The following is a 22,761-nucleotide window of genomic DNA, read 5'->3' on the forward strand; positions in this document are numbered from 1 at the left end:
AGAGCCGCGTGCTCTTTGCTTTTTATATGCATTTTTTAATATCAAGGATTGTCTGTAAATGCATGCCTTCATGGAAAATCGTCCGTACCAGGACTTGTTCGATTGTATGCATGCCCATTTCGGTTGGAGGGAATTCCTCCTCGAGGCGCCCGCCATATAATTCTTTTATTCTTGCTGGCTGTGTTCTCAGCAATTCTTTTAACTCGCTAACGGAAGGGGTTTCCTCGGTAAAATTGGCCGGGGAGGTGCCGTAGTCGAACCAGGATTTGAACTCTTCAGGGATGTCTGCGGGTTCCTTGGTGACCGCCTGGATCCATAAATATTGATCAAGGTAAATATGCCCAAGGTTCCAGCGGATATTATTGTTGAAGCCTGCAGGAATCTTCTCCGCATCCTCCTCAGAAACTGTATCTGCCACACCTAAAATTTCGCTTCGATAGGATTCTAGCTGATTAAACAATATTTCATGCCGTTTTTTCATGTAAAATAGCCCCCTTCTTTGGATGATAGATAAATATTCGCTAGATTACGGGGATTCCCTGCAGATAATTAGTGTGATTTTATTGTGCTGATTATTTTATTGGCGAAAATATAAATAATTCGACCACATTTAGGAATAATTCGACCACATTTCTCATTATTTCGACCACTTTAAAGAATAATTCGACCACATTTACGGTTAATTCGACCAACTTCAAAAAAGTGTACAAAAATGACCAAATTATAATATTGCCATAATAAAAAATGTGAAAATTCTCAATCCAATACTTGCTAGTACGTTGACGTTGAACACTATGAGACTCTCATGATAGAATGGGAAAGGAATGAAAACGTTTTAATACATAGGAGGGGATAGAATGGTTCAGCCATACAAACACGAGCCTTTCACGAATTTTAAAGATGAGGAAAACCGTGAAGGATACCTTACAGGATTGAAGACAGTAGAAGGCTATCTTGGCCAGGATTATGACTTGGTGATTGGCGGAGAGAGAATCTCGACTGAAGACAAGATTGTATCTTACAACCCATCCAATAAAGAAGAAGTTATTGGACGCGTATCAAAGGCAAACCGCGATCTAGCTGAAAAAGCAATGCAGGCTGCTGTCGAAGCGTTCAAGACTTGGAAAAAAGTGAAGCCTGAGACACGTGCCGATGTATTATTCAAGGCTGCTGCAATCATTCGCCGCCGCAAGCATGAATTCTCGGCGCTTTTAACAAAAGAAGCTGGTAAGCCATGGAACGAGGCAGATGCTGATACTGCAGAAGCAATCGACTTCCTTGAGTACTATGCTCGCCAAATGCTAAGAATCAAAGAGGGCGTGAAAGTAGAAAGCCGTCCAAATGAATATAACCGTTATGATTACATTCCTCTTGGAGTGGGAGTCATCATTTCTCCATGGAACTTCCCGTTGGCAATCATGGCTGGTACAACTGTAGCAGCGATCGTAACAGGAAACACAGTTCTTTTAAAGCCAGCTTCAACTACTCCAGTTGTTGCGGCTAAGTTCGTTGAAGTTATGGAAGAAGCAGGTTTGCCTGCGGGTGTCCTTAACTTCGTACCAGGAAGCGGCGCAGAAGTGGGCGACTACCTTGTTGACCACAAAGACACTCGCTTCATCAGCTTTACAGGTTCACGTGACGTAGGTCTGCGCATTAACGAGCGGGCTTCTAAGCTGAACGAAGGCCAAATCTGGCTGAAGCGCGTAGTAGCTGAGATGGGCGGAAAAGACACAATGGTTGTCGACAAAGACGCTGATCTTGAATTGGCTGCGCAAGCGATCACTGCTTCAGCATTTGGCTTCTCTGGCCAGAAGTGCTCTGCATGTTCACGTGCTGTCATCGTTGAAGATGTTTATGATCAAGTTCTTAACCGTGTTGTAGAGCTTACAAACGAGCTTAAGCTTGATGATCCTACAGATCAAAGCACGTTCATGGGTCCAGTTAATGACCAGGGTGCGTTCGACAAGATCATGAGCTACATCGAAATCGGCAAGCAGGAAGGCCGATTGATGACTGGCGGCGAAGGAGACAGCTCTAAAGGCTATTTCATCAAGCCAACAGTATTCGCAGATGTGGATCCAAAAGCTCGCATCATGCAGGAAGAAATCTTTGGACCAGTTGTGGCATTCGCAAAAGCGAAGGACTTCGACCATGCGCTTGAAATCGCGAATAACACTGAATACGGCCTGACTGGTGCTGTTATCACACGCAATCGCGAAAACATCCAGAAGGCACGTGAAGATTTCCATGTCGGAAACCTTTACTTCAACCGCGGCTGCACAGGCGCAATCGTAGGTTACCAGCCATTCGGCGGCTTCAACATGTCAGGAACAGATTCAAAAGCTGGCGGACCAGACTATCTGCTTCTTCACATGCAAGCTAAGACTACTTCTGAAATGTACTAATATAGACTTGGAATCCCCTTCTCACTGAGAGGGGGATTTTTTGAGTTTGATTAATTTTGAATGATGTTACTTTGCCAATGCAGGGTGTTTTCTTTTACCGTTTTAGCAAGGGAACTGCAATTTGGGTAAAAGCAGGGTGTTTTCATTTACCGTTTTAGCAAGGAAACTGCAATTTGGGTAAAAGCAGAGTGTTTTCATTTACCGTTTTAGCAAGGGAACTGTAATTTGGGTAAAAGCAGAGTGTTTTCATTTACCGTTTTAGCACCAGAACCGCGTTTTGGGTAAAAGCAGGGTGTTTTCATTTACCGTTTTAGCAAGGAAACTGCAATTTGGGTAAAAGCAGAGTGTTTTCATTTACCGTTTTAGCAAGGGAACTGCAATTTGGGTAAAAGCAGAGTGTTTTCATTTACCGTTTTAGCAAGGGAACTGCAATTTGGGTAAAAGCAGAGTGTTTTCATCTACCGTTTTAGCAAGGGAACTACAATTTGGGTAAAAGCAGAGTGTTTTCATTTACCGTTTTACCACCAGAACCGCGTTTTGGGTAAATGCAGAAGCCCTCAAGATGACATTTGGATGCCATATCGTGTTCTCGGTAGAATTTTTCTACCTTAAAGATTCGGCTGTCCATGAAGAAGATAACTATACTCTAAACCTTGATCCACCAATCCTCTAGACTCTCTTTCTGCTCAAAAAGGATTCTTTTTTTATAGGGCATTTTCCTCATTTTAAAAATTTTTCAGAAAAATTTAACAAAATAGTTGCAATCTAAAATCTCTGTTATATAATACATATTAGAGTTATTGATACTGTACTATAACAAAGGGGTGAAGACAGTCAATGTCGACACAAACTACAGGAATTGAAATAGTGGGCAGCATGAAAAAAGGATACGAAGAAATTTTGACACCGGAGGCTCTTGATTTTGTAGAGCGGCTAGAAAGGCATTTTGGCGAGCGTCGGGTGGAATTGCTGGCAGCACGTGAAAAGCGCCAGGCGGAAATCAACGGAGGGAAGCTGCCGGATTTCTTGCCGGAAACAAAGCACATCCGTGAGAGCGAATGGACAATCGCGCCACTGCCAAGAGATCTGCAGGATCGCAGAGTCGAAATCACCGGTCCAACTGACAGGAAGATGGTCATCAATGCGCTCAATTCCGGGGCGAAGATTTTCATGGCAGACTGCGAGGATTCAACTTCGCCGACATGGGAAGCGATTGTTGAAGGGCAGATCAATCTTAGGGACGCCGTTAACAAAACGATCTCTTTTGAAAATGCAAATGGCAAAAAGTATCAACTGAATGAAAAAACAGCTGTTTTAATGGTTCGCCCAAGAGGCTGGCACCTAGAAGAAAAACATGTATTGCTCGATGGCAATCCAATTTCAGGCGGCTTATTCGATTTTGCGATGTACTTTTTCCATAATGCGAAAAAGCTGGTGGAGCAGAACACAGGCCCATACTTCTACCTTCCTAAGATGGAAAGCCACCTAGAAGCGCGCCTATGGAACGATGTGTTCGTTTATGCACAGAACCATCTCGGGATTCCACAGGGAACGATTAAAGCAACTGTTTTAATTGAAACGATCCTGGCTTCATTCGAAATGAATGAGATTCTATATGAACTGAAAGAGCACTCCGCTGGCTTGAACTGCGGACGATGGGATTATATTTTCAGCTATCTGAAAAAACTGCGTTCACAGGACGATGTGATTTTACCGGATCGATCACAGGTAACAATGACAGTTCCATTCATGAGGTCATACTCCTTGCTGACGATCCAGACCTGCCATCGCCGCAAAGCACCGGCAATGGGCGGCATGGCAGCACAAATCCCGATTAAAAATGACGAGGAAGCAAATGCTGAAGCATTCGCAAAGGTGCGCGCTGATAAAGAACGTGAAGCCCGCGACGGCCATGATGGCACATGGGTAGCACATCCAGGTCTTGTACCGGTAGCGCTTGAGGCGTTCAACAAGGAAATGCCAGAACCGAACCAGATTGAATCTGGCAAGCAAATGGATGTTGAAGTGAAAGCAGTTGACCTGCTTGCTGTACCAGAAGGGACTATAACAGAAGCCGGCGTGCGAATGAACATCAATGTGGGCATCCAGTACGTGGCTTCTTGGCTAAATGGCCGCGGCGCAGCTCCAATTCATAACCTGATGGAGGATGCGGCAACAGCAGAGATTTCTCGTGCTCAGCTATGGCAATGGATTCGCCATCCAAAAGGACTACTGGAAGATGGCCGCAAAGTGACAGTTGAAATGTACCATGAGCTGAAGGATGAGGAGCTTGAGAAAATCAAGCTGGAAGTCGGCGAAGCGGTATTTGAAAATGGGAAATTCGAGCAGGCAGCAGAAATGTTTGATGAATTAATTTTAAATGATGAGTTCGTTGAATTTTTAACATTGCCTGGCTATCAGGCTTTAGCTTAATAGATTGATAGATTCATATAAAAACAAACATTAGGAGGAATAAATAATGACTCAAGATCGTGTAAAGCAATTGCAGGAAAGCTGGGAAATGGATAGCAGATGGGCTGGAGTGGAAAGAACTTATACAGCGGAGGATGTCATCAAGCTTCGCGGTTCGATTGATATTGAACATACATTGGCTCGCCGCGGTGCAGAGAAGCTGTGGAAGCTTGTACATGAAGAGGATTTCGTTAATGCACTGGGTGCTTTAACTGGCAATCAGGCTGTCCAGCAGGTTAAAGCTGGCCTTAAGGCAATCTACTTGAGCGGCTGGCAGGTTGCAGCGGATGCTAACCTTTCCGGAAATATGTACCCTGACCAGAGTTTGTACCCGGCGAACAGCGTACCGGCAGTTGTTAAGCGCATCAACCAGGCGCTGCAGCGTGCTGACCAGATCACTCATGGAGAAGGAGACGATTCCATAGACTGGTTCGCACCAATCGTAGCGGATGCTGAAGCAGGATTTGGCGGCCAACTGAATGTATTCGAATTGATGAAGGGCATGATTGAAGCTGGTGCAGCTGGCGTTCACTTTGAGGATCAGCTTTCTTCTGAAAAGAAATGCGGACACCTTGGCGGAAAGGTACTGCTTCCAACACAGACAGCAGTCCGCAACCTGATTGCTGCCCGACTTGCAGCTGATGTCATGGGAACACCAACTTTGATTGTTGCCCGTACTGATGCGAATGCGGCAGATTTGATCACTAGCGATGTTGACCCATATGATGCGGCGTTCATCACAGGCGAGAGGACTCCTGAAGGATTCTTCCGTACGAAGGCTGGCCTTGACCAGGCAATTGCGCGCGGCTTGGCTTATGCTCCATATGCTGATTTAGTTTGGTGTGAAACATCTGAGCCGGACCTGGATGAAGCCCGCCGTTTTGCAGAAGCGATTCATGCAAAGTACCCTGGCAAGCTGCTTGCTTACAACTGCTCTCCATCATTCAACTGGAAAAAGAAGCTGGATGACGAAACCATCGCGAAATTCCAGATCGAGCTTGGTAAAATGGGTTACAAGTTCCAGTTCGTTACACTTGCAGGCTTCCACGCCTTGAACCACAGCATGTTCGAACTGGCTCGCGGCTACAAAGAGCGCGGAATGGCTGCATACTCAGAGCTTCAGCAAGCTGAATTCGATAGCGAACAATACGGCTACACAGCTACAAGACACCAGCGCGAAGTCGGGACAGGATACTTCGATGATGTATCAATGGTCATTTCCGGAGGAACATCTTCAACGACTGCACTAAAAGGATCTACTGAGGAAGCACAGTTTACGACTTCTTGATCACGGGTTTTCTCTTCGCCTGAGCCCTCCAACTCGGGCGAAGATTTACCATAATAGTTTTTGATTTTTTTACCTTGCATTCTCCTATTTGTGTCCTTCTCTTCGATGCGAAGAGAAGGTTTTTTTTGCTCAAAATAGGTTAACCTTAAACTAGCACAGACTATTGGGCGGGAACATACATAGTATTATTGGAAATAGTCATGACGGACAGAAACCGAAGGAAAATCGAGATTAGTGTCCGTCATCAAGGTCATGACGGACAAAAAATGAAGAAAATGCGTGTTTTTTGTCCATCATCAAGGCCATGACGGACAGAAACCGGAGGGAAATTCAAATTTTTGTCCATCATTAAGGTGATGTCCGTTAAAGAGATCTATAGCGAGCAAGGATTTGGCTCGAGTGGATCTGGAAGGGTAACATAAAAGAAATGAATAAGTGAATGAAAACAATGCAAGTGCAATAAGATGGGGGTGACAATTATGGGCAACAATAAAGTGGATGAATACTTACAGCAGGGAATCCATGGTGCTAAACAGACGAAGCCTGATGAGAGACGGCGTTTCCTTACGACAATCAGGGAGAGGGTGGTCATTGCCCTAACGCAAGGTGAGGTCATGAGGAAGGGTGTTGAACCTGAAGTCGAGCAGCTGATGGATGAAAACCGTGAAGCCCACCTCTTTTTAAATGGCAATATATCATATCCATATTTATCCGAGTACATTAAAGCGGCTAAAAAACGGGGCATTGAGTTCACGATCGTGACAAATAAGGATTACGATTCGGAGCTCGGACTCGTTTTAGCGCACGACCATGCGATTGATAAAGAGGAGATTTATCTTGGCAAAAAGAAACCCGTGATTCAAACTGCTGAACCTAAGAAGAAAAAAGGATTCTTATCTGGGTTTGGTAAGTTATTTAGGAAATAGAGCAGCCTTTTAGGTTAGCTCTTTTTTTATGTTTTTTTCTATAGAGTATAGGCTCTAGTACATAAAATCCAGAAGTTTACAAAAAAAGGTTGAATAACGACGTTGGTGTCGTTATAATGTAATTAGACAAAACGACAATAGTGTCGTTTTTAACTGGAGGGATGATGATGGGTGGTCTTTTGAAAAATAAGGCGTTTATCACATTAATGCTGGCACAGTTAATATCAAGTATTGGTGATTGGTTAAGTATTGTGGCAATCATCACGATGGTTGGATTGAAATGGGAGGCTTCTCCAATGGAAGTTTCCTTTATCATATTATGTTTGGCTGTTCCGATGGCATTGCTGGGACCATTCACCGGAACGATTGCTGACAGGATGAACAGAAAGGCGATCATGATCTTGTCAGACGTAGTCAGAGCGGGATTAATTCTGATTTTGGCATTTGCTGATACCTTATGGACTGTCTATATTTGCTTGTTCATAGTCGGAATACTCTCGGCTATATTTGTCCCGGCAAAGAATGGTAAGCTTAAAGAACTTATAGATCAGGAAAATATGAAAAGTGCCATGTCGATTACCTCGATGATTGATTCCGGGACGAAGGTTTTGGGGCCTTTATTGAGCGGTCTGCTGGTATCGGCTTTTGGGACTAAAATGGTATTCTTTATTGATTCAGGTACATTTGTTATTTCAGCGCTTCTGCTGATCACTTTACCACAGGCAGCAGCTTCTGTAAGAGTAGATTCAAATGAACAAGGAGGAGCTACGTTTAAGGAGGATTTCCTCGAAGGAATCAGGTTTATCAAAGGCAGTCGTTACTTAGTTGTTGGTATGGTTGTATTAGGGGTAAGCCTACTTATCTTACAATTGTCTGACTCGCAAATCATTGTTTTATTAAGGGAGCTACCGAATGCCTCTCCTGATTTGTTTGGTTATATTGTTACGGCATCAGGTGTTGGAATGTTTTTTACAGGATTGCTGTTGGCTAAAAAAACAGATTACAATGCGCTGTTTCTATTGTTCATTGGGGTTTGCGGGATTGGGATCAGCTTTAGTATGCTGGCTTTATTGACCTTATTGGATTTAGCACTGCCGGTGTTATGGGGCCCAGCTCTGGGATTGACGGCTGGATTTTCAGCAGGTTTGGTATTCATCCCTTTTCAGGCAGCAGTCCAAACCGAGACTCCTGTTCACATGACAGGCAGGGTTTTCGGCGTTTTGAACAGCGTGACCACCACGGCCACAATCATTGGGCCATTGGCCGGCGGATTGCTTGCCACTGTCCTGGGAGTCATACCGACATTTGTGATTACTGGTTTATTGTTGGTAGCAGTCTCGATTGTTGGGCTGGTTTTTAAGAGTAAAATAGAACGGGGGAGAGCAAATGTCTCCGAAAGTCAGTCAGGAGCACATGGAACAGCGTCGAGCTGAAATTTTGAAGGCGGCAGAGAAGGTTTTCATTGAATATGGATATGAGCGGGCCACGATGAAGCACATAATGGATGCTGCGAATGTCAGCAGAGGCGGGCTGTATCAATATTTTTCAAATAAAGAAGCAGTATTCGAAACGATACTGGAAGAAGGATTATCGCTGGAATTGGATGAGACAATGGAGATGTTAAAGGGAAATGCGACATCTTATTGGGATATGCTCATGAAAACCATCTTTGGCGAAGACGGAGAGCCTGATGATGAAATGGATCCTTTGGCGCCGGCAAAACTTGAGTTTTTTATAATCGGTAGAAATGATGAACATAGAAGAGAATACGGGTCCGTTCGATACAATAATGGCTTGAGCTTATATGCTCATATTATTGAACACGGACAAAGAAGCGGGGAATTCAGCACAAGATTTGATCTTGAAATCATTGCACGATCGATTATTACGTTCATCGACGGTTTAGCGGTAGAAGATGCCATGTTATCGAAGGAAGACTTAAAGATCAAAGAGCAATCCATACTATTTGTGGAATATTTAAAAATGGCGCTGGGAATCAGTGATCATAAGAAGGCTGGTCAATAACACAGGGTTCGCCAGCAAAAGAAGGGGATGGAGTTGAATTCTATCCCCTATTTCAATTGTTTGTCCAATAAACGCAAAAATTTTTCACGTGCTTCCGAATCACGGATCAATCTATTAACACGGAAGGAGCTTTGCAGATACGCCCTGACATGGCGGTTCACAAAAAATAAACGGCGGTACTTTTCATCCGTATATATGTCTTTGAACCAACTATGCTTGTTCAGTCGTGCAATATTCCGATCCACTTTCTGAGTGTTTATGGAACCGCTTTGTCCTGCACTTCCACATAGGTCGCTGATTAAATCAAAAATAAAGTGTAGAATGGAACATCCCGCCTCTGCATAGGGTACTTATTTTAAAATTTTATCATATGAAATTAAGTGCTAAAATGTCCTATATTTCTGCGATCATCCGCTGCATCTGTTAAAATAGTACAAACAGCAAGGCTTGTATTGCTTTAACGTGGAAAACTTTGCTATGATCATTATTATTATTGTCTGACGATTTATGATGGAGGTGCTTTTATGTCAAGGATTTCTGAGGAACAGGTGAAGCATGTCGCGCACCTGGCGAGATTGGCGATTACGGAAGATGAAGCGAAAATGCTGACGGACCAGCTGGATAAAATCATTACATATGCTGAGCAGCTGAATGAGCTGAATACGGATAATGTGGAACCAACTTCACATGTGCTTGAGATAAAGAATGTCATGCGTGAGGACCGTGCAAAAGAGGGTCTGCCGCGCGAGGAAGTTTTAAAGAATGCGCCTGAGCATCAGGATGGGCAGATTAAAGTACCTGGAATTATGGAGTAGGAGGACCGGCGATGAGTTTATTCGAACATAAGATATCGGAGCTTCATGAGTTTTTACATAAAAGAGAGCTAAGCGTTTCCGACCTGGTCGACGAGTCGTTCAAGCGGATTGGCGAGGTTGAAGGCAAGGTACAGGCGTTTTTAACATTGGATGAAGAAAACGCAAGAGCAGCGGCGAAGGCTTTGGATGATAAGGCAATCCAAAATGCGCCAACCAGTAAGTTATACGGGCTGCCGATTGGCATCAAGGACAATATCGTCACGAAAGGTTTGCGTACAACAGCTGCAAGCAAGATTCTCGAAAACTTTGATCCTGTTTATGATGCAACGGTCATCCAGAAGCTGCAACAGGCAGAAACGGTAACGATCGGCAAGTTGAACATGGACGAGTTCGCGATGGGATCCTCAAACGAAAACTCCGGCTTTAAAAAGACATTCAACCCATGGAATCTTGACCGTGTACCTGGTGGTTCTTCTGGCGGTTCAGCTGCATCGGTTGCAGCTGGAGAAGTGCTGTTTTCTTTAGGCTCTGATACAGGCGGGTCGATTCGCCAGCCGGCATCATTCTGCGGAGTGGTAGGCATGAAACCAACTTATGGACTTGTTTCCCGCTTCGGATTGATCGCATTTGCGTCTTCTTTGGACCAGATTGGACCAATCACACGGAATGTTGAGGACAATGCATTTTTGTTAAAAGCGATTGCGGGTCATGATGAAATGGATTCGACCTCCGCAAACGTCGACATCCCTGACTATATTGCTTCATTGACTGGCGATATCAAGGGCTTGAAAATCGGTGTGCCGAAGGAATACCTCGGTGAGGGCGTAAACGAAGAAGTCCGCAAATCAGTGATGGACGCGCTTGTGATCCTTGAACGCCAGGGTGCGACTTGGGAAGAGGTGTCTTTGCCGCACTCGAAGTATGCTTTGGCTACATACTATCTATTATCTTCATCAGAAGCGTCCGCAAACCTGGCGCGTTTTGATGGTGTGCGTTATGGATACAGAACGCCAAACGCTGAAAACTTGCTCAATATGTATAAGATGACCCGTGAAGAAGGCTTTGGCGAGGAAGTAAAGCGCCGGATCATGCTTGGTACATTTGCGCTGAGTGCAGGCTATTATGATGCCCACTATAAAAAAGCACAGAAGGTCCGCACACTGATCAAGCAGGACTTTGAAAAAGTGTTTGAACAGTACGATATTATCGTTGGCCCAACGACGCCAACGCCAGCATTCAAACTTGGCGAGAACACAAGAGACCCGATGACGATGTATGCGAATGATATTCTGACGATTCCGGTCAACCTTGCAGGCGTGCCAGCCATCTCAGTTCCGTGCGGCTTTGACAAAGGCCTGCCGCTTGGGCTCCAAATCATCGGACGTCATTTTGATGAAAGCACTGTATATAAGGTTGCCCATGCATTCGAGCAGGCAACAGATTTCCATAAACAACAACCTGAGCTGTAAAGGGGTGAAAATGATGAAGTTTGAAACGGTAATTGGCCTTGAGGTCCATGTAGAATTAAAAACAGAATCGAAAATCTTTTCGGCGAGCCCGAACCATTTTGGTGCCGAGCCAAATACGAATACAAGCGTGATTGACCTGGGTTACCCTGGTGTATTGCCAGTGGTGAATAAAAAAGCGGTTGAGTACGCGATGAAAGCCGCTATGGCTTTGAACTGCGATATCGCGGAACATACGAAATTTGACCGCAAGAACTATTTTTACCCGGATAATCCGAAAGCCTACCAGATTTCCCAGTTCGACAAGCCAATTGGCGAGAATGGATGGATTGAAATCGAGGTTAATGGTTATAAAAAGAAAATCGGCATCACGCGCATCCATATGGAAGAAGACGCAGGAAAGCTGACTCATGGAAATGGCTATTCCCTTGTTGACTACAACCGCCAGGGAACGCCGCTCGTTGAGATCGTATCGGAGCCCGATATACGCACGCCGGATGAGGCGTATGCCTACCTTGAAAAGTTAAAGTCCATCATCCAATATACGGGTGTATCGGATTGCAAAATGGAAGAGGGATCACTCCGCTGTGATGCGAACATCTCGATCAGGCCAGTTGGCCAGAAGGAATTCGGCACAAAAACCGAGCTGAAAAACCTGAACTCTTTCAACTTCGTTCGCAGAGGTCTTGAATACGAAGAAAAGCGTCAGGAGCAGGAAATCCTTGCTGGTCGTGAAATCCAGCAGGAGACAAGGCGATATGATGAAGCGACGAACACCACTCTTCTCATGCGTGTTAAAGAAGGCTCAGACGATTATCGATATTTCCCTGAACCAGATCTACCCGATCTTTATATCGATGAAGAATGGAAGGCAAGGGTTCGTGCGGAAATTCCAGAGCTTCCGGACGAGCGCAAGAAGCGATATGTCGTGGAGATGGGACTGCCAGCTTATGATGCAGAGGTTTTGACCGTATCGAAAGAGATGGCTGACTTCTTCGAATCTGTCGTTAAAACAGGAGCCGATCCGAAGCAGGCTTCCAACTGGCTGATGGGTGAGTTCTCAGCCTACCTGAAGGCTGAATCGAAAGAGCTGCATGAAACAGCATTGACTCCTGATGGGCTTGCGGGTTTGATCAAGTTGATTGAGAATGGCACGATTTCCTCCAAGATTGCCAAACAAGTCTTTAGGGAATTGGTTGAAAAGGGCGGCGACCCAGAAAAAATCGTCAAAGAGAAGGGGCTTGTCCAAATCTCTGACGAAGGTGAACTGCTTAAGATCATTACTGAGATAATCGATGCAAATCCTCAATCCGTTGAAGATTTCAAAGGCGGTAAGGACAAGGCTAAAGGCTTCCTTGTCGGCCAGATCATGAAAGCAACTAAAGGTCAGGCAAACCCGCCGCTTGTAAACAAATTGCTAGTTGAAGAATTGAATAAGAGATAATAGCGAAAGCTGACGATTTGTTCGTCAGCTTTTTTGTCGATATTTCCCGGGAAAGGGGGAATTGTACACTTAAAAATAGTTCTTTAAATACATATTCTTACATAGCTGCTGATGCTAATATAAGCATAAGGGGCTGACCTTTTTTTTTTACTTAGAGATATTTTAATTGGATTTGGCCTATATTGAATGAAAGATTTAATGAACCAGCAATCTCGATAGAACAGTAGTAATCGGGGCAGGAAAACACAGTGGCTGGTTAATAAATATAACGGTGGTGCAAAAATGGTCAAATTTTTGAAGGAAGGTAATGTAAGAATACGGATTGATGATGATGGCGAAGTATCAGTGAAAATTAATGAGGATAATATCAAGGAATCAATAGCCTATATTCAAGAACACCAGATTAATAATGTCGATCTATCTTATGAGCTGGATCAAGTAGATTTTTTAAGTGAATGTCCAGATATTGAGATGGTTTCTCTTGGGGGTGAAGACTTAAAAGATGTTTCAGGACTTTACCATTTAAAAAACCTAAAGTCACTGTCAATCAATGAAACCAGACCTTCTCTTGAGATCGACTTTGAAAGGATTCCTGCCCTTGAAGTGCTTTATGGGCAGCTTCCGCCTAAAGCAAAAGGGATAGGGACACTGGTGAGCTTAAAAGAAATGAGGCTCTGGAGCTACAAGCCAAAGACTAAAAACCTTGAACAATTTTCAGGACTTAAGAATCTGGAAACCCTGGAGCTGATCCAATCTAATATCACTTCATTATTGGGAGTGGAGGGTCTGGAAAGCCTGGAAAAGCTGGGTTTATTCTATTTAAGATCCTTTAATGATTTAAGGAATATTAAATATCTAACAAATAGCTTAAGAGTTTTAGAGATTGAGAACTGTAAAAAAATCGGTGATTTCACTCCTATTGCAGAATTAAAGGGTTTAGGAAAGTTATTTTTGATGGATTGCGGGGAACTAGCTTCAATCCAGTTTATCAATCAATTGCCTCAATTAAAGTTGCTTGCTTTTGGAGGGACCACTGTACTTGATGGGAATTTATATCCGTGTGAACGTATAGAGGAGGTTAATTTTACACAGAAAAAACATTACACACACCGGTTGAAGGAATACACCGCTGTAAGGAAAGAGAATATAGAAATTTTGTCAGTGCCACAATCGAATGGTCTAATGCCAACCGTTTTATGGAGAGAACGGATGGAGGAAGGAGACGATATGTTCAGCGAGGAGGCGATAGTCGCTTCAGAAAAAGCACTGCAGAAGTATGTCTCTTCTCTTAAGACTTTGAAGATCCCCACAGAAAAGGCCATCCTGAAGAAAGTAAAAGAAGTCGTAATCGAGTTTAACAGGCTCAACGAAGAATTCGATTATTTCATAGATACACTTGAACGCGAAGAATTATGTGAATACATCGACGAAAAAGCGCAGGAAGCCGGTCTGGAGCCTGACGAGGATATTACTGAAGAGTGGAGAGAATGGTAGGGGAATGAGGGGCTTGGCAGATCGTCAGACCTTCGATGTTTGTTCGAAATCCAGCCAGTGCGCAGGATCAATATTAGTTGATTAAACAAAAGGCCCTTTTATCAGGGCCTGGTTTGTATTATTGCCGGTCACCATAAGTCAGAATTCTAATTAAGGTTTCCTTATCATCGACCGTCTGCTGGAGATATTCTGTATTAAAGATCAAGTATATTGGTGGTGTATTAATTCGAATCTCTGGATGCGTCTTCTTCAATTCCTCCAAATCATCTGATATTTGGAAGGAGTCGAGCTTTTCCTTTACCTCATCCGGAATGTCAAACTTTTCTGACTCTCCACGTGGAACAATCGCTAGGACAGCAAGCTTTTCCGGATCCTTTGATAAAAAATCATATAGGGGCGGAAGTTCTTCGACATCGAGCTTCACAAAGGAAGTACTAAACTCCTTTCCCCATACGGCTTTTATCTTAAAATACGTTCTTTCCATATAAGGGTTCTTTGGAATGGAAATGCTGTTCCCTTTAACAGTCTTTTCTTCCTGGCCTGGTAAAGTATTAACCTGGCTGATCGTAATAGATTCAGGCTCTATTTCTGAAGGAAATGAGACCTCAAGTGTTTCTCTTTCCTTCACCCTGGATGGATTCATGCCAGCCATGGCTTTGAGCGGATCCATTTTCTCTGTTTTGGTGCCATGCCAATCATATTGGCCGAGAATGTGTGGAATCTCCTGTCCATTCACTGTTACGATTGGTACAGGCGGCTTTTCCTCTTTATATAATTTATAGCGGTCCATGGCAATCAATACGGTTAAAAGCAAAATGGTTGATGTTCCATAGTATAGCAGCTTTCTCTTCAGCTTTCTCTTCATCATTTTCCCCTCACGCTTAAGTGGTCACTATATGAATTCTATTAAGAATATGTAATTTCCTGTAAGATTTTATCGAAATGTAAAAATACCACAGAGGAAAAAATCTCTGTGGCATCGAGTTTAGGATTTTAAGTTTTCAACACTCATATCGAATTCTTTTTCAATCTCAGGGTTTGGTTTGTAAGTTACCAAGCTGACGACAACGGAAATAATCAAGTTGATAATGAACCCTGGGACGATTTCGTACATCACATCGCTCAGGCCGACATTGCTCCAGATGACGACGGTAGCGGCACCGGCGATCATACCAAGAATCGCACCCCAGTTGGTCATCTTCTTCCAATACAGGCTTAGGATGATGATTGGTCCGAACGCCGCCCCGAAGCCAGCCCATGCGTATGCAACCAGGCCAAGGATCGTGTCGTTCTGCACCCAGGCAAGAGATGCAGCGATAATCGCTACTACGAGTACCGCCATACGCCCGAAGAATACATATTGCTTATCTGATTTTTCTTTTTTGAAAATGATTTTGTATAAATCCTCAGTCAGTGCGCTGGATGTAACGATTAGCTGCGATGAAATCGTGCTCATGATTGCAGCAAGGACGGCTGCAAGCATAAGGCCGGCGAACAATGGATGGAAGAAAATTTGCCCGAGCACGATGAAGACTGCCTCAGGGTTATCCAGCTTCACATCTGGATTCTGTGTAAAATAAGCAAGACCAATCAAAGCTGTCAGCATTGCCCCCATCAAGGAGAAGATCATCCAGCCCATGCCGATTCTTCTCGCACTCTTTGTTTCTTTTATTGATGTGATGGCCATGAAGCGGGTAATGATATGAGGCTGGCCAAAGTAACCAAGTCCCCAAGCTGCAGTTGATATGATACCGAGTACGGTCGTGCCTTTGAATAAATCTAGCAATGCAGGGTCGATTGAACGTACGGTATCGAATGTTTCTGCCGGTCCCCCTGTTTTTGAGAAGCCGATAATCGGCACGAGCAGCAGGGCGAGAAGCATCATCATTCCCTGGATAAAATCTGTATAGCTTACTGCCAGAAAGCCGCCGAATAATGTGTAGGCAACGACGACTGCGGAGACCAGCAGCAAGCCGGTATGGTAGTCAAGGTCGAATGAATTCTCGAAGAAAACAGCTCCGGCGACCATTCCGGAAGAAACGTAGAAAGTAAAAAATAGAAGAATAACAATTCCGGATACAATTCTTAAAAGCTTTGTATCATCTTTAAAACGGTTTTCCAGGAAGCTTGGAATCGTGATGGAGTCATTCGCCACATGGGTGTATGAGCGAAGTCGAGGTGCCACATAAAGCCAGTTAAGATACGCGCCGACGGTCAATCCAATGGCAATCCATGCATTCGCTAAACCGCTTACATAAATTCCCCCAGGAAGACCCATCAAAAGCCAGCCGCTCATGTCAGCCGCACCGGCACTAAGTGCTGTGACTGCCGGACCGAGCGATCTGCCGCCAAGCATGTAGTCAGTCAGATTGCTTGTCTTTTTGTAGGAATACCAGCCGATATAGAGCATCGCGGCCATGTAGATCCCAATAGCAATGATTTGATACATTTCATTGGACATAATCTTTCCCCCTTTGTTATTGTGAAAAATTATTAAAAAAATATTGCTAATACAAATAATATTCTATCATTTCACATAAATGATTAACAATCTATTTTTTCTCTAAAATTACTATTACATAAATAGTAATTTGTTTTTCTAATATACTTATAGTGCAAAAGAATAACCATGGCTTATAGAAGCCATGGTTAAAGTTTACGTCTTAAGATCTTTTGGCGGCAGGCGGTCACCTTTCACCTTTTTATCATTGATTTTCGGTTCTTTTCTGTTAAAAAAGTTCTGCAGATTAGAACGATGGAGGAAAACTAAAAATATAATAAAAGCAGTAAAGATGTATGGCTCATGAATTTCCGGAGAGAAAAACGAATAAACGAGCATTGCGATTCCGACCGATATCGAACCCATGAACACATATTTGGTCAAGAAAATGACTGCAAAAAAGGTCAGATACACAGCCAGGAACATTCCGATATCAACAATCAGCAGTGCCCCTGCCGTCGTTGCGATTGCCTTGCCCCCGCGGAATCCGGCGAAAATCGGGAAGCAGTGCCCGATGACGGCAACCAGGCCGGCATACAGCGGTTCAACAGGAGAATCGAAGATCAGCGGAAGAGAAGCTGCCAGCATCCCTTTTGCGACATCCACAAGCAGCACGACAATCGCCGCCCGCTTGCCCATGACCCGTAATGTATTCGTCGCACCGGGGTTTTTGCTGCCATGATCCCTGATATCAACATGGAAAAAATATTTGCCAATCAATAAAGCAGTAGGAATTGAACCAACCAAATATGCTGCCAAAAGACAAATCCAAGTCATATAGCGTCACCCTTTTAATCTACTTAAAGAATTTTATTCTGAAATAGTCGCGGTCAGAAGGTTTTTTATTACCGTGCCAAAAGTATTTTTGATACTAAAACTGGTGTTGTGCAGGCAGATCACCTTCGGGAACCTTTATACCGTAATTAACGTCTGTAATACCAAATAGCCTTTTTTTATTGAAGCACTTACATGTGAAATCACGCATGGAAATAGAGTCGATCCAGACAATGGGTTCAAGTCCAATTGAGCAAATCAATAGACACAGCTTGTACTTTTGCCAGGAATGTAGATTGGGTAATAAACTTTGAATGGGCTATAAGTTTGCACCCTAAATCACGGGTAGGGGTTTCCAATTTATGTAACCACCCTCTTTGTATTGTAAAAAAGAAAGAGGATGAATGGAAGAGTTTTTCGAAAAATACGATAGTTAACACTTTGAAGGAATAGTGGGTTCTTTTTGGCAAATGGACAGAAATTAGTTTATGATATATCCGGTACCATCGATATTCGAGTAATTGCCTGGATAGTCGTAATGGGCTATGATGTAAAAGAATGGAATTTAAAACCATATTAAGTAGGATGATGGGTATGAAAAGAGCAAGAATCATTTATAATCCGACTTCGGGTCGTGAAATTTTTAAAAAGCATCTTGCTGAGGTCTTGGTGAAGCTGGAGAATGCCGGCTATGAGACTTCATGCCATGCAACGACAGGTGAGGGGGACGCGACGCAGGCAGCAAAGATTGCGGTCGAGCGGCGCTATGACCTGGTGATTGCTGCTGGCGGAGATGGCACGATCAATGAAGTAGTCAATGGTATAGCTGAACAGGAATATCGCCCGAAAATCGGTGTCATTCCGGTTGGCACAACAAATGACTTTGCACGCGCTCTCCATATCCCTAGGGATATTGATGCTGCGGTCGACATCATTGTTAAAGGCGAAACGATCCCGGTGGACGTAGGCCGGATCAACGATAAATATTTCATTAATATTGCAGGCGGCGGCAGACTGACCGAGCTGACATACGAAGTGCCGAGCAAGCTCAAGACCATGCTGGGCCAGCTTGCTTATTATCTAAAAGGAATCGAGATGCTGCCATCCATTCGTGCCTCTGAAGTAAGCATTGAGTATGATGGAAAGCTTTACGAAGGCGAAGTCATGATGTTCCTTGTCGGGCTGACGAATTCCGTCGGCGGCTTTGAACGCCTGGCTCCAAACTCATCCATCAATGATGGAATGTTTTCTTTATTAATTTTGAAAAAGACGAACCTTGCTGATTTCATCAGAATCGCCTCACTCGCAGTCCGTGGTGAGCACATAAATGATCCGGGTGTGATTTACACGCAGGCAAACCGCATCAAGGTGCAATCCAAGGAAACGGTCCAGTTGAACCTTGACGGTGAATACGGCGGCAATCTGCCAGCTGAATTTGAAAACCTGTTCAGGCACATCCAAGTCTATGTGCCGTTGGATGAGATCCGTCCTGAAGACCGTCCGGAAAACCTGGAATTAAATTTTAAAGCGGAATGATCGGAAACCACTCCCGGGTTTGGAGTGGTTTTTCTGTGCGCCGAGATAGGGTATAGGAGGATAACTGAATCAGGATAGCGTATTTACTATGACTTCGGACAAAGGCTGTGATTTTGTCTGAACCCAGTGTGACTTCAGACAAAACCATGGGGGAAGAGCAGAGATTTTATCCGGTGTTCATTTTTTGATATGAAAAATTTGCCTGCAAATCATATTTGGAAGAAAATAAAAGATAATAAGATAAAAGGATGTGGATACATGATGGGGAAGATGGCATTGATCAATATCGACTATACATATGACTTTGTTGCGGACGATGGGCGGCTGACTTGCGGAGAGCCGGGGCAGGCGATTGAAGAGAAGCTTGTCGGCGTGACGAAGGAGTTCATCGGAAATGGTGACTATGTTGTATTTGCCATTGATGTCCATGATGAAGGCGATGAATTCCATCCGGAGACAAAGCTGTATCCGCCGCACAATATCCGCGGTACGAAGGGCAGGGATTTGTACGGAAGCCTGCAGGAGGTTTATGAGGAAAATAAACATCTCGGCCATGTGCACTATATTGACAAGACCAGATATTCAGCGTTCGCGGGCACGGACCTTGAGATCAAGCTGCGCGAGCGCGGAATCACTGAAGTGCATCTCGTCGGCGTCTGCACAGATATTTGTGTCCTTCACACGGCAGTTGACGCTTATAACAAGGGATTTAAGGTTATTGTGTATAAAGATGCTGTTGCTTCCTTTGACCAAATCGGCCATGAGTGGTCGCTCCGTCATTTCGAGAGCTCGATTGGAGCCGAGGTCAAGTAATGCCCGCCGGCATACTAAAAGCAACCTATTGATGGCAGTAAATTTGGAGGTTTATTAATGAGCACTAAATTCAATGACGACAGCTTGATGCTGCATACGGACTTATATCAACTAAATATGATGGAAACGTACTGGCGCGATGGCGTGCATAATCGCCGTGCGGTGTTTGATTTATTTTTCCGGAAGCTTCCTTTTGGCAATGGCTATGCCGTTTTTGCCGGACTAGAAAAAATCATCAGCTACATAGAGAACTTTGGATTCACGGAAGATGATATTCAGTATTTGAGAGAAGAAGGAAAGTTCGATGAGGATTTTCTTGCTTTTTTAAAAGGTTTGCGTTTTACAGGATGTATCCGCGCGATGCAGGAGGGTGAGATCGTTTTTGCCAATGAGCCTCTGGTCAGGGTCGATGCACCCTTGGTACAAGCGCAATTGATTGAAACGGCGCTGCTTAATATTGTGAACTATCAGACACTGATTGCGACCAAGGCATCACGGATCAAACAGGTTGTAAAGAACGAAATCGCAATGGAGTTCGGCAGCCGCCGTGCGCATGAAATGGATGCAGCGCTTTGGGGGACACGCGCTGCGTATGTTGGAGGCTTTGATTCCACCAGTAATGTGCGTGCGGGCAAGCTGTTCGGAATCCCGATTTCCGGAACGCATGCACACTCGATGGTACAGGCGTACAGAGATGATTACACCGCTTTTAAAAAATACGCTGAGACGCACAGGGACTGCGTTTTCCTCGTCGATACGTATGATACGCTCAGGTCCGGAGTGCCAAATGCAATTAAAGTGGCGAAAGAATTCGGCGATAAAATCAATTTCATTGGCATCCGTCTCGATAGCGGCGACCTTGCTTACCTTTCAAAGGAAGCCCGGAAAATGCTTGATGAAGCCGGCTTTAAGGATGCAAAAATCGTTGCATCCAGCGACCTGGACGAGTATACGATCATGAACCTGAAAGCACAGGGTGCAAAAATCGATACTTGGGGAGTCGGCACCAAGCTGATCACTGCTTACGAACAAGCTGCCCTAGGTGCTGTTTATAAAATCGTCTCAGTAGAGAGGGGCGACGGTACGATGGAGGATACCATCAAGATTTCCTCCAATCCAGAAAAAGTAACGACGCCAGGCATTAAAAACGTATACAGGATCATCAACAAAGCCAATAATCGCTCTGAAGGGGACTACATCACGCTTGAGGGTGAAAATCCGCAGCAGGAAAAACGCCTGAAGATGTTCCACCCTGTCCATACCTTTATCAGCAAATTCGTCACCAATTTCGACGCGCGGGATCTGCATCACGATATTTTCAAGGAGGGCAAGCTTGTGTACACCCAGCCGAGCCTGGAAGAAGTCCGAAAGCATTCTAAATACTGCCTTGGCGTTCTTTGGGAAGAATACACACGTATGCTTAATCCCGAAGAATATCCAGTCGACCTCAGCCAGAAATGCTGGGACAACAAAATGCGCAATATAGAAGAAGTGAAAGAGAAGGTCATGGAGATGACTGGAGAGAAGATGGAATAGTGAGGGCTGCTTTCCTTTGGGGGAAGGCAGTTTTTCTCTTTTTAATAATAATTACCTGTTTTTTACCAAAGGAATTATCATAATTGCAAAGAATTATTAAGGAACGAATCTTTTCTAAGGGTGTTGCCGTGTGAATGACCAGTGTAGCGCAGTAGATTATGAACAGTTCATACCAAGGGAAACAGGCTTCATATTTAAGTTCATAAAAAAAGATAACCAATTCATCCATACTTTTATTGAAGGTAAGCTCATAGAAAAGGTAGGTCTTTGTCCGGATTTAGTCATAGGAAGGTCGTTGATGGAATTTTTGCCGCCTGACCAGGTAAAACGTAAAGAGGTTTTTTACGAAAAGGCTTGGAATGGTGAGCAGGTTAACTATGAGGGAAGTATTGGCGGGATTCATTATTTGGCGGTTCTGAATCCAATCCGTATAAATGGTGAGACGGTTGAGGTCATTGGGACAACCATCGATATAACGAAGGAAAAAATAAGGGAGAAGCAGGCCCAGCAAATGGAGAAGCTTTCTGTAGTAGGGGAGCTGGCAGCAGGGATTGCGCATGAAATCAGGAATCCGCTCACCTCGCTAAAAGGTTTTGCTAAAATCGTCAAAGAAAGCGTAACGGATCAAAAGTTAATTCCTTATCTAGATATCATGCTCGATGAAATGGACCGCATCAATCAAATCGTCAATGAATTCATGTTCATTGCCAAACCGAATGAGAATGTTCATTTTCAATTTATGAATTTCAGTAAGCTGATTACCGATTGCATTCACTTCATGGAACCCCAGGCCAATCTTAAAAGTATTAAAATAGAGTTTGATGTTAAAGTGGAAATTATTTTGGATTGTGACCGGAACCAGATGAAGCAGGTGCTGATCAACCTTCTCCAGAATGCGATTGAGGCGACAGAGGACAATGGCCATTTTATCAGCGTAAGCCTTGATGAAGCGGGAGGGGAATCGGTCATGGTCACCATTCGTGATAAGGGCTGCGGAATACCAGAATCCCGGTTGAAGCGCCTGTTTGAACCTTTTTATTCAACGAAGGAAAAGGGTACAGGATTGGGTTTACTTACCTGCAAACGGATCATCGACCTTCACCAGGGAAGCATTGATATTGAAAGCCAGCCTGAGGAAGGCACGGTCATACGTATTTTGTTACCTCGAGTCCAAAATACAGGTACATTGTTGATCGCAGAATAGACGGAGCCATGCTTCTTTTTGAAGCATGGCATTTTTGCTGTCGTTCGCCGGGGGTTATCTGTT

18 protein-coding genes are annotated in these 22,761 nt (G+C 44.0%); 14 read left to right on the plus strand and 4 right to left on the minus strand.

The window, feature by feature from the left end:
* Positions 1 to 22 precede the first annotated feature (22 nt).
* On the minus strand, positions 23 to 481 hold the full coding sequence (locus tag FOF60_RS01740) for a DinB family protein (protein WP_192473539.1): 459 nt from the start codon (positions 479 to 481) through the stop codon (positions 23 to 25).
* 376 nt (positions 482 to 857) lie between these two features.
* On the opposite strand from FOF60_RS01740, the gene pruA reads away from it, so the two are divergent.
* The 10 genes from pruA to FOF60_RS24360 all read left to right on the plus strand — a co-directional run bounded on the left by pruA (position 858) and on the right by FOF60_RS24360 (position 14,335).
* A complete protein-coding gene (gene pruA, locus FOF60_RS01745; protein ID WP_192473538.1) occupies positions 858 to 2,405 on the plus strand; it encodes an L-glutamate gamma-semialdehyde dehydrogenase in 1,548 nt (515 codons plus the stop codon).
* 837 nt (positions 2,406 to 3,242) lie between these two features.
* On the plus strand, positions 3,243 to 4,838 hold the full coding sequence (gene aceB, locus FOF60_RS01750; RefSeq protein WP_192473480.1) for a malate synthase A: 1,596 nt from the start codon (positions 3,243 to 3,245) through the stop codon (positions 4,836 to 4,838).
* A gap of 46 nt (positions 4,839 to 4,884) precedes the next feature.
* Positions 4,885 to 6,165 (plus strand): isocitrate lyase, encoded by a 1,281-nt coding sequence (gene aceA, locus FOF60_RS01755; RefSeq protein ID WP_192473481.1) that lies wholly within the window; start codon positions 4,885 to 4,887, stop codon positions 6,163 to 6,165.
* Between the two features lie 479 nt (positions 6,166 to 6,644).
* Positions 6,645 to 7,091, plus strand: coding sequence for a YueI family protein (locus tag FOF60_RS01760; protein WP_192473482.1), 447 nt, complete (start codon positions 6,645 to 6,647; stop codon positions 7,089 to 7,091).
* 161 nt (positions 7,092 to 7,252) lie between these two features.
* Positions 7,253 to 8,524, plus strand: coding sequence for an MFS transporter (locus FOF60_RS01765; RefSeq protein ID WP_225650450.1), 1,272 nt, complete (start codon positions 7,253 to 7,255; stop codon positions 8,522 to 8,524).
* Positions 8,478 to 9,116 (plus strand): TetR/AcrR family transcriptional regulator, encoded by a 639-nt coding sequence (locus FOF60_RS01770; RefSeq protein ID WP_192473483.1) that lies wholly within the window; start codon positions 8,478 to 8,480, stop codon positions 9,114 to 9,116. Before FOF60_RS01765 ends, FOF60_RS01770 begins: the two co-directional genes overlap by 47 nt.
* Before the next feature lie 524 nt (positions 9,117 to 9,640).
* Positions 9,641 to 9,931 carry an Asp-tRNA(Asn)/Glu-tRNA(Gln) amidotransferase subunit GatC gene (gene gatC / locus FOF60_RS01775; RefSeq protein ID WP_192473484.1) on the plus strand — a complete coding sequence of 97 codons (291 nt, stop codon included), beginning with the start codon at positions 9,641 to 9,643 and terminating at the stop codon, positions 9,929 to 9,931.
* An 11-nt stretch (positions 9,932 to 9,942) separates the two neighbouring features.
* The gene (gatA, locus tag FOF60_RS01780; RefSeq protein ID WP_192473485.1) at positions 9,943 to 11,400 is read left to right on the plus strand and encodes an Asp-tRNA(Asn)/Glu-tRNA(Gln) amidotransferase subunit GatA; all 1,458 of its coding nucleotides are present in this window, start codon (positions 9,943 to 9,945) and stop codon (positions 11,398 to 11,400) included.
* Between the two features lie 13 nt (positions 11,401 to 11,413).
* Positions 11,414 to 12,841, plus strand: a complete 1,428-nt coding sequence (gene gatB, locus FOF60_RS01785; protein WP_192473502.1) for an Asp-tRNA(Asn)/Glu-tRNA(Gln) amidotransferase subunit GatB — start codon at positions 11,414 to 11,416, stop codon at positions 12,839 to 12,841.
* A gap of 1,182 nt (positions 12,842 to 14,023) precedes the next feature.
* Complete coding sequence (locus FOF60_RS24360; RefSeq protein WP_192473503.1) at positions 14,024 to 14,335, plus strand: hypothetical protein; 312 nt, start codon at positions 14,024 to 14,026, stop codon at positions 14,333 to 14,335.
* Between the two features lie 118 nt (positions 14,336 to 14,453).
* Here the strand turns inward: FOF60_RS24360 and FOF60_RS01795 are convergent, their stop codons facing one another.
* From FOF60_RS01795 to plsY, 3 genes are all read right to left on the minus strand, one after another.
* Positions 14,454 to 15,203 (minus strand): hypothetical protein, encoded by a 750-nt coding sequence (locus FOF60_RS01795; protein ID WP_192473486.1) that lies wholly within the window; start codon positions 15,201 to 15,203, stop codon positions 14,454 to 14,456.
* A 117-nt stretch (positions 15,204 to 15,320) separates the two neighbouring features.
* Positions 15,321 to 16,796: a sodium/proline symporter PutP gene (gene putP / locus FOF60_RS01800; RefSeq protein WP_192473487.1), complete on the minus strand. Its 1,476-nt coding sequence runs from the start codon at positions 16,794 to 16,796 to the stop codon at positions 15,321 to 15,323.
* Between the two features lie 195 nt (positions 16,797 to 16,991).
* Complete coding sequence (gene plsY, locus FOF60_RS01805; RefSeq protein ID WP_192473488.1) at positions 16,992 to 17,612, minus strand: glycerol-3-phosphate 1-O-acyltransferase PlsY; 621 nt, start codon at positions 17,610 to 17,612, stop codon at positions 16,992 to 16,994.
* A gap of 591 nt (positions 17,613 to 18,203) precedes the next feature.
* On the opposite strand from plsY, the gene FOF60_RS01810 reads away from it, so the two are divergent.
* The 4 genes from FOF60_RS01810 (at position 18,204) to FOF60_RS01825 (ending at position 22,698) form a co-directional block, all read left to right on the plus strand.
* A complete protein-coding gene (locus FOF60_RS01810) occupies positions 18,204 to 19,145 on the plus strand; it encodes a diacylglycerol kinase (protein ID WP_192473489.1) in 942 nt (313 codons plus the stop codon).
* 261 nt (positions 19,146 to 19,406) lie between these two features.
* Positions 19,407 to 19,958 (plus strand): cysteine hydrolase family protein, encoded by a 552-nt coding sequence (locus tag FOF60_RS01815; RefSeq protein ID WP_192473504.1) that lies wholly within the window; start codon positions 19,407 to 19,409, stop codon positions 19,956 to 19,958.
* 57 nt (positions 19,959 to 20,015) lie between these two features.
* The gene (locus FOF60_RS01820; protein WP_192473490.1) at positions 20,016 to 21,494 is read left to right on the plus strand and encodes a nicotinate phosphoribosyltransferase; all 1,479 of its coding nucleotides are present in this window, start codon (positions 20,016 to 20,018) and stop codon (positions 21,492 to 21,494) included.
* A 130-nt stretch (positions 21,495 to 21,624) separates the two neighbouring features.
* A complete protein-coding gene (locus FOF60_RS01825; protein ID WP_192473491.1) occupies positions 21,625 to 22,698 on the plus strand; it encodes an ATP-binding protein in 1,074 nt (357 codons plus the stop codon).
* Positions 22,699 to 22,761 lie beyond the last annotated feature (63 nt).

Source organism: Mesobacillus jeotgali, from assembly GCF_014856545.2.
In the GTDB taxonomy this organism is placed as follows: Bacteria; Bacillota; Bacilli; order Bacillales; family Cytobacillaceae; genus Mesobacillus.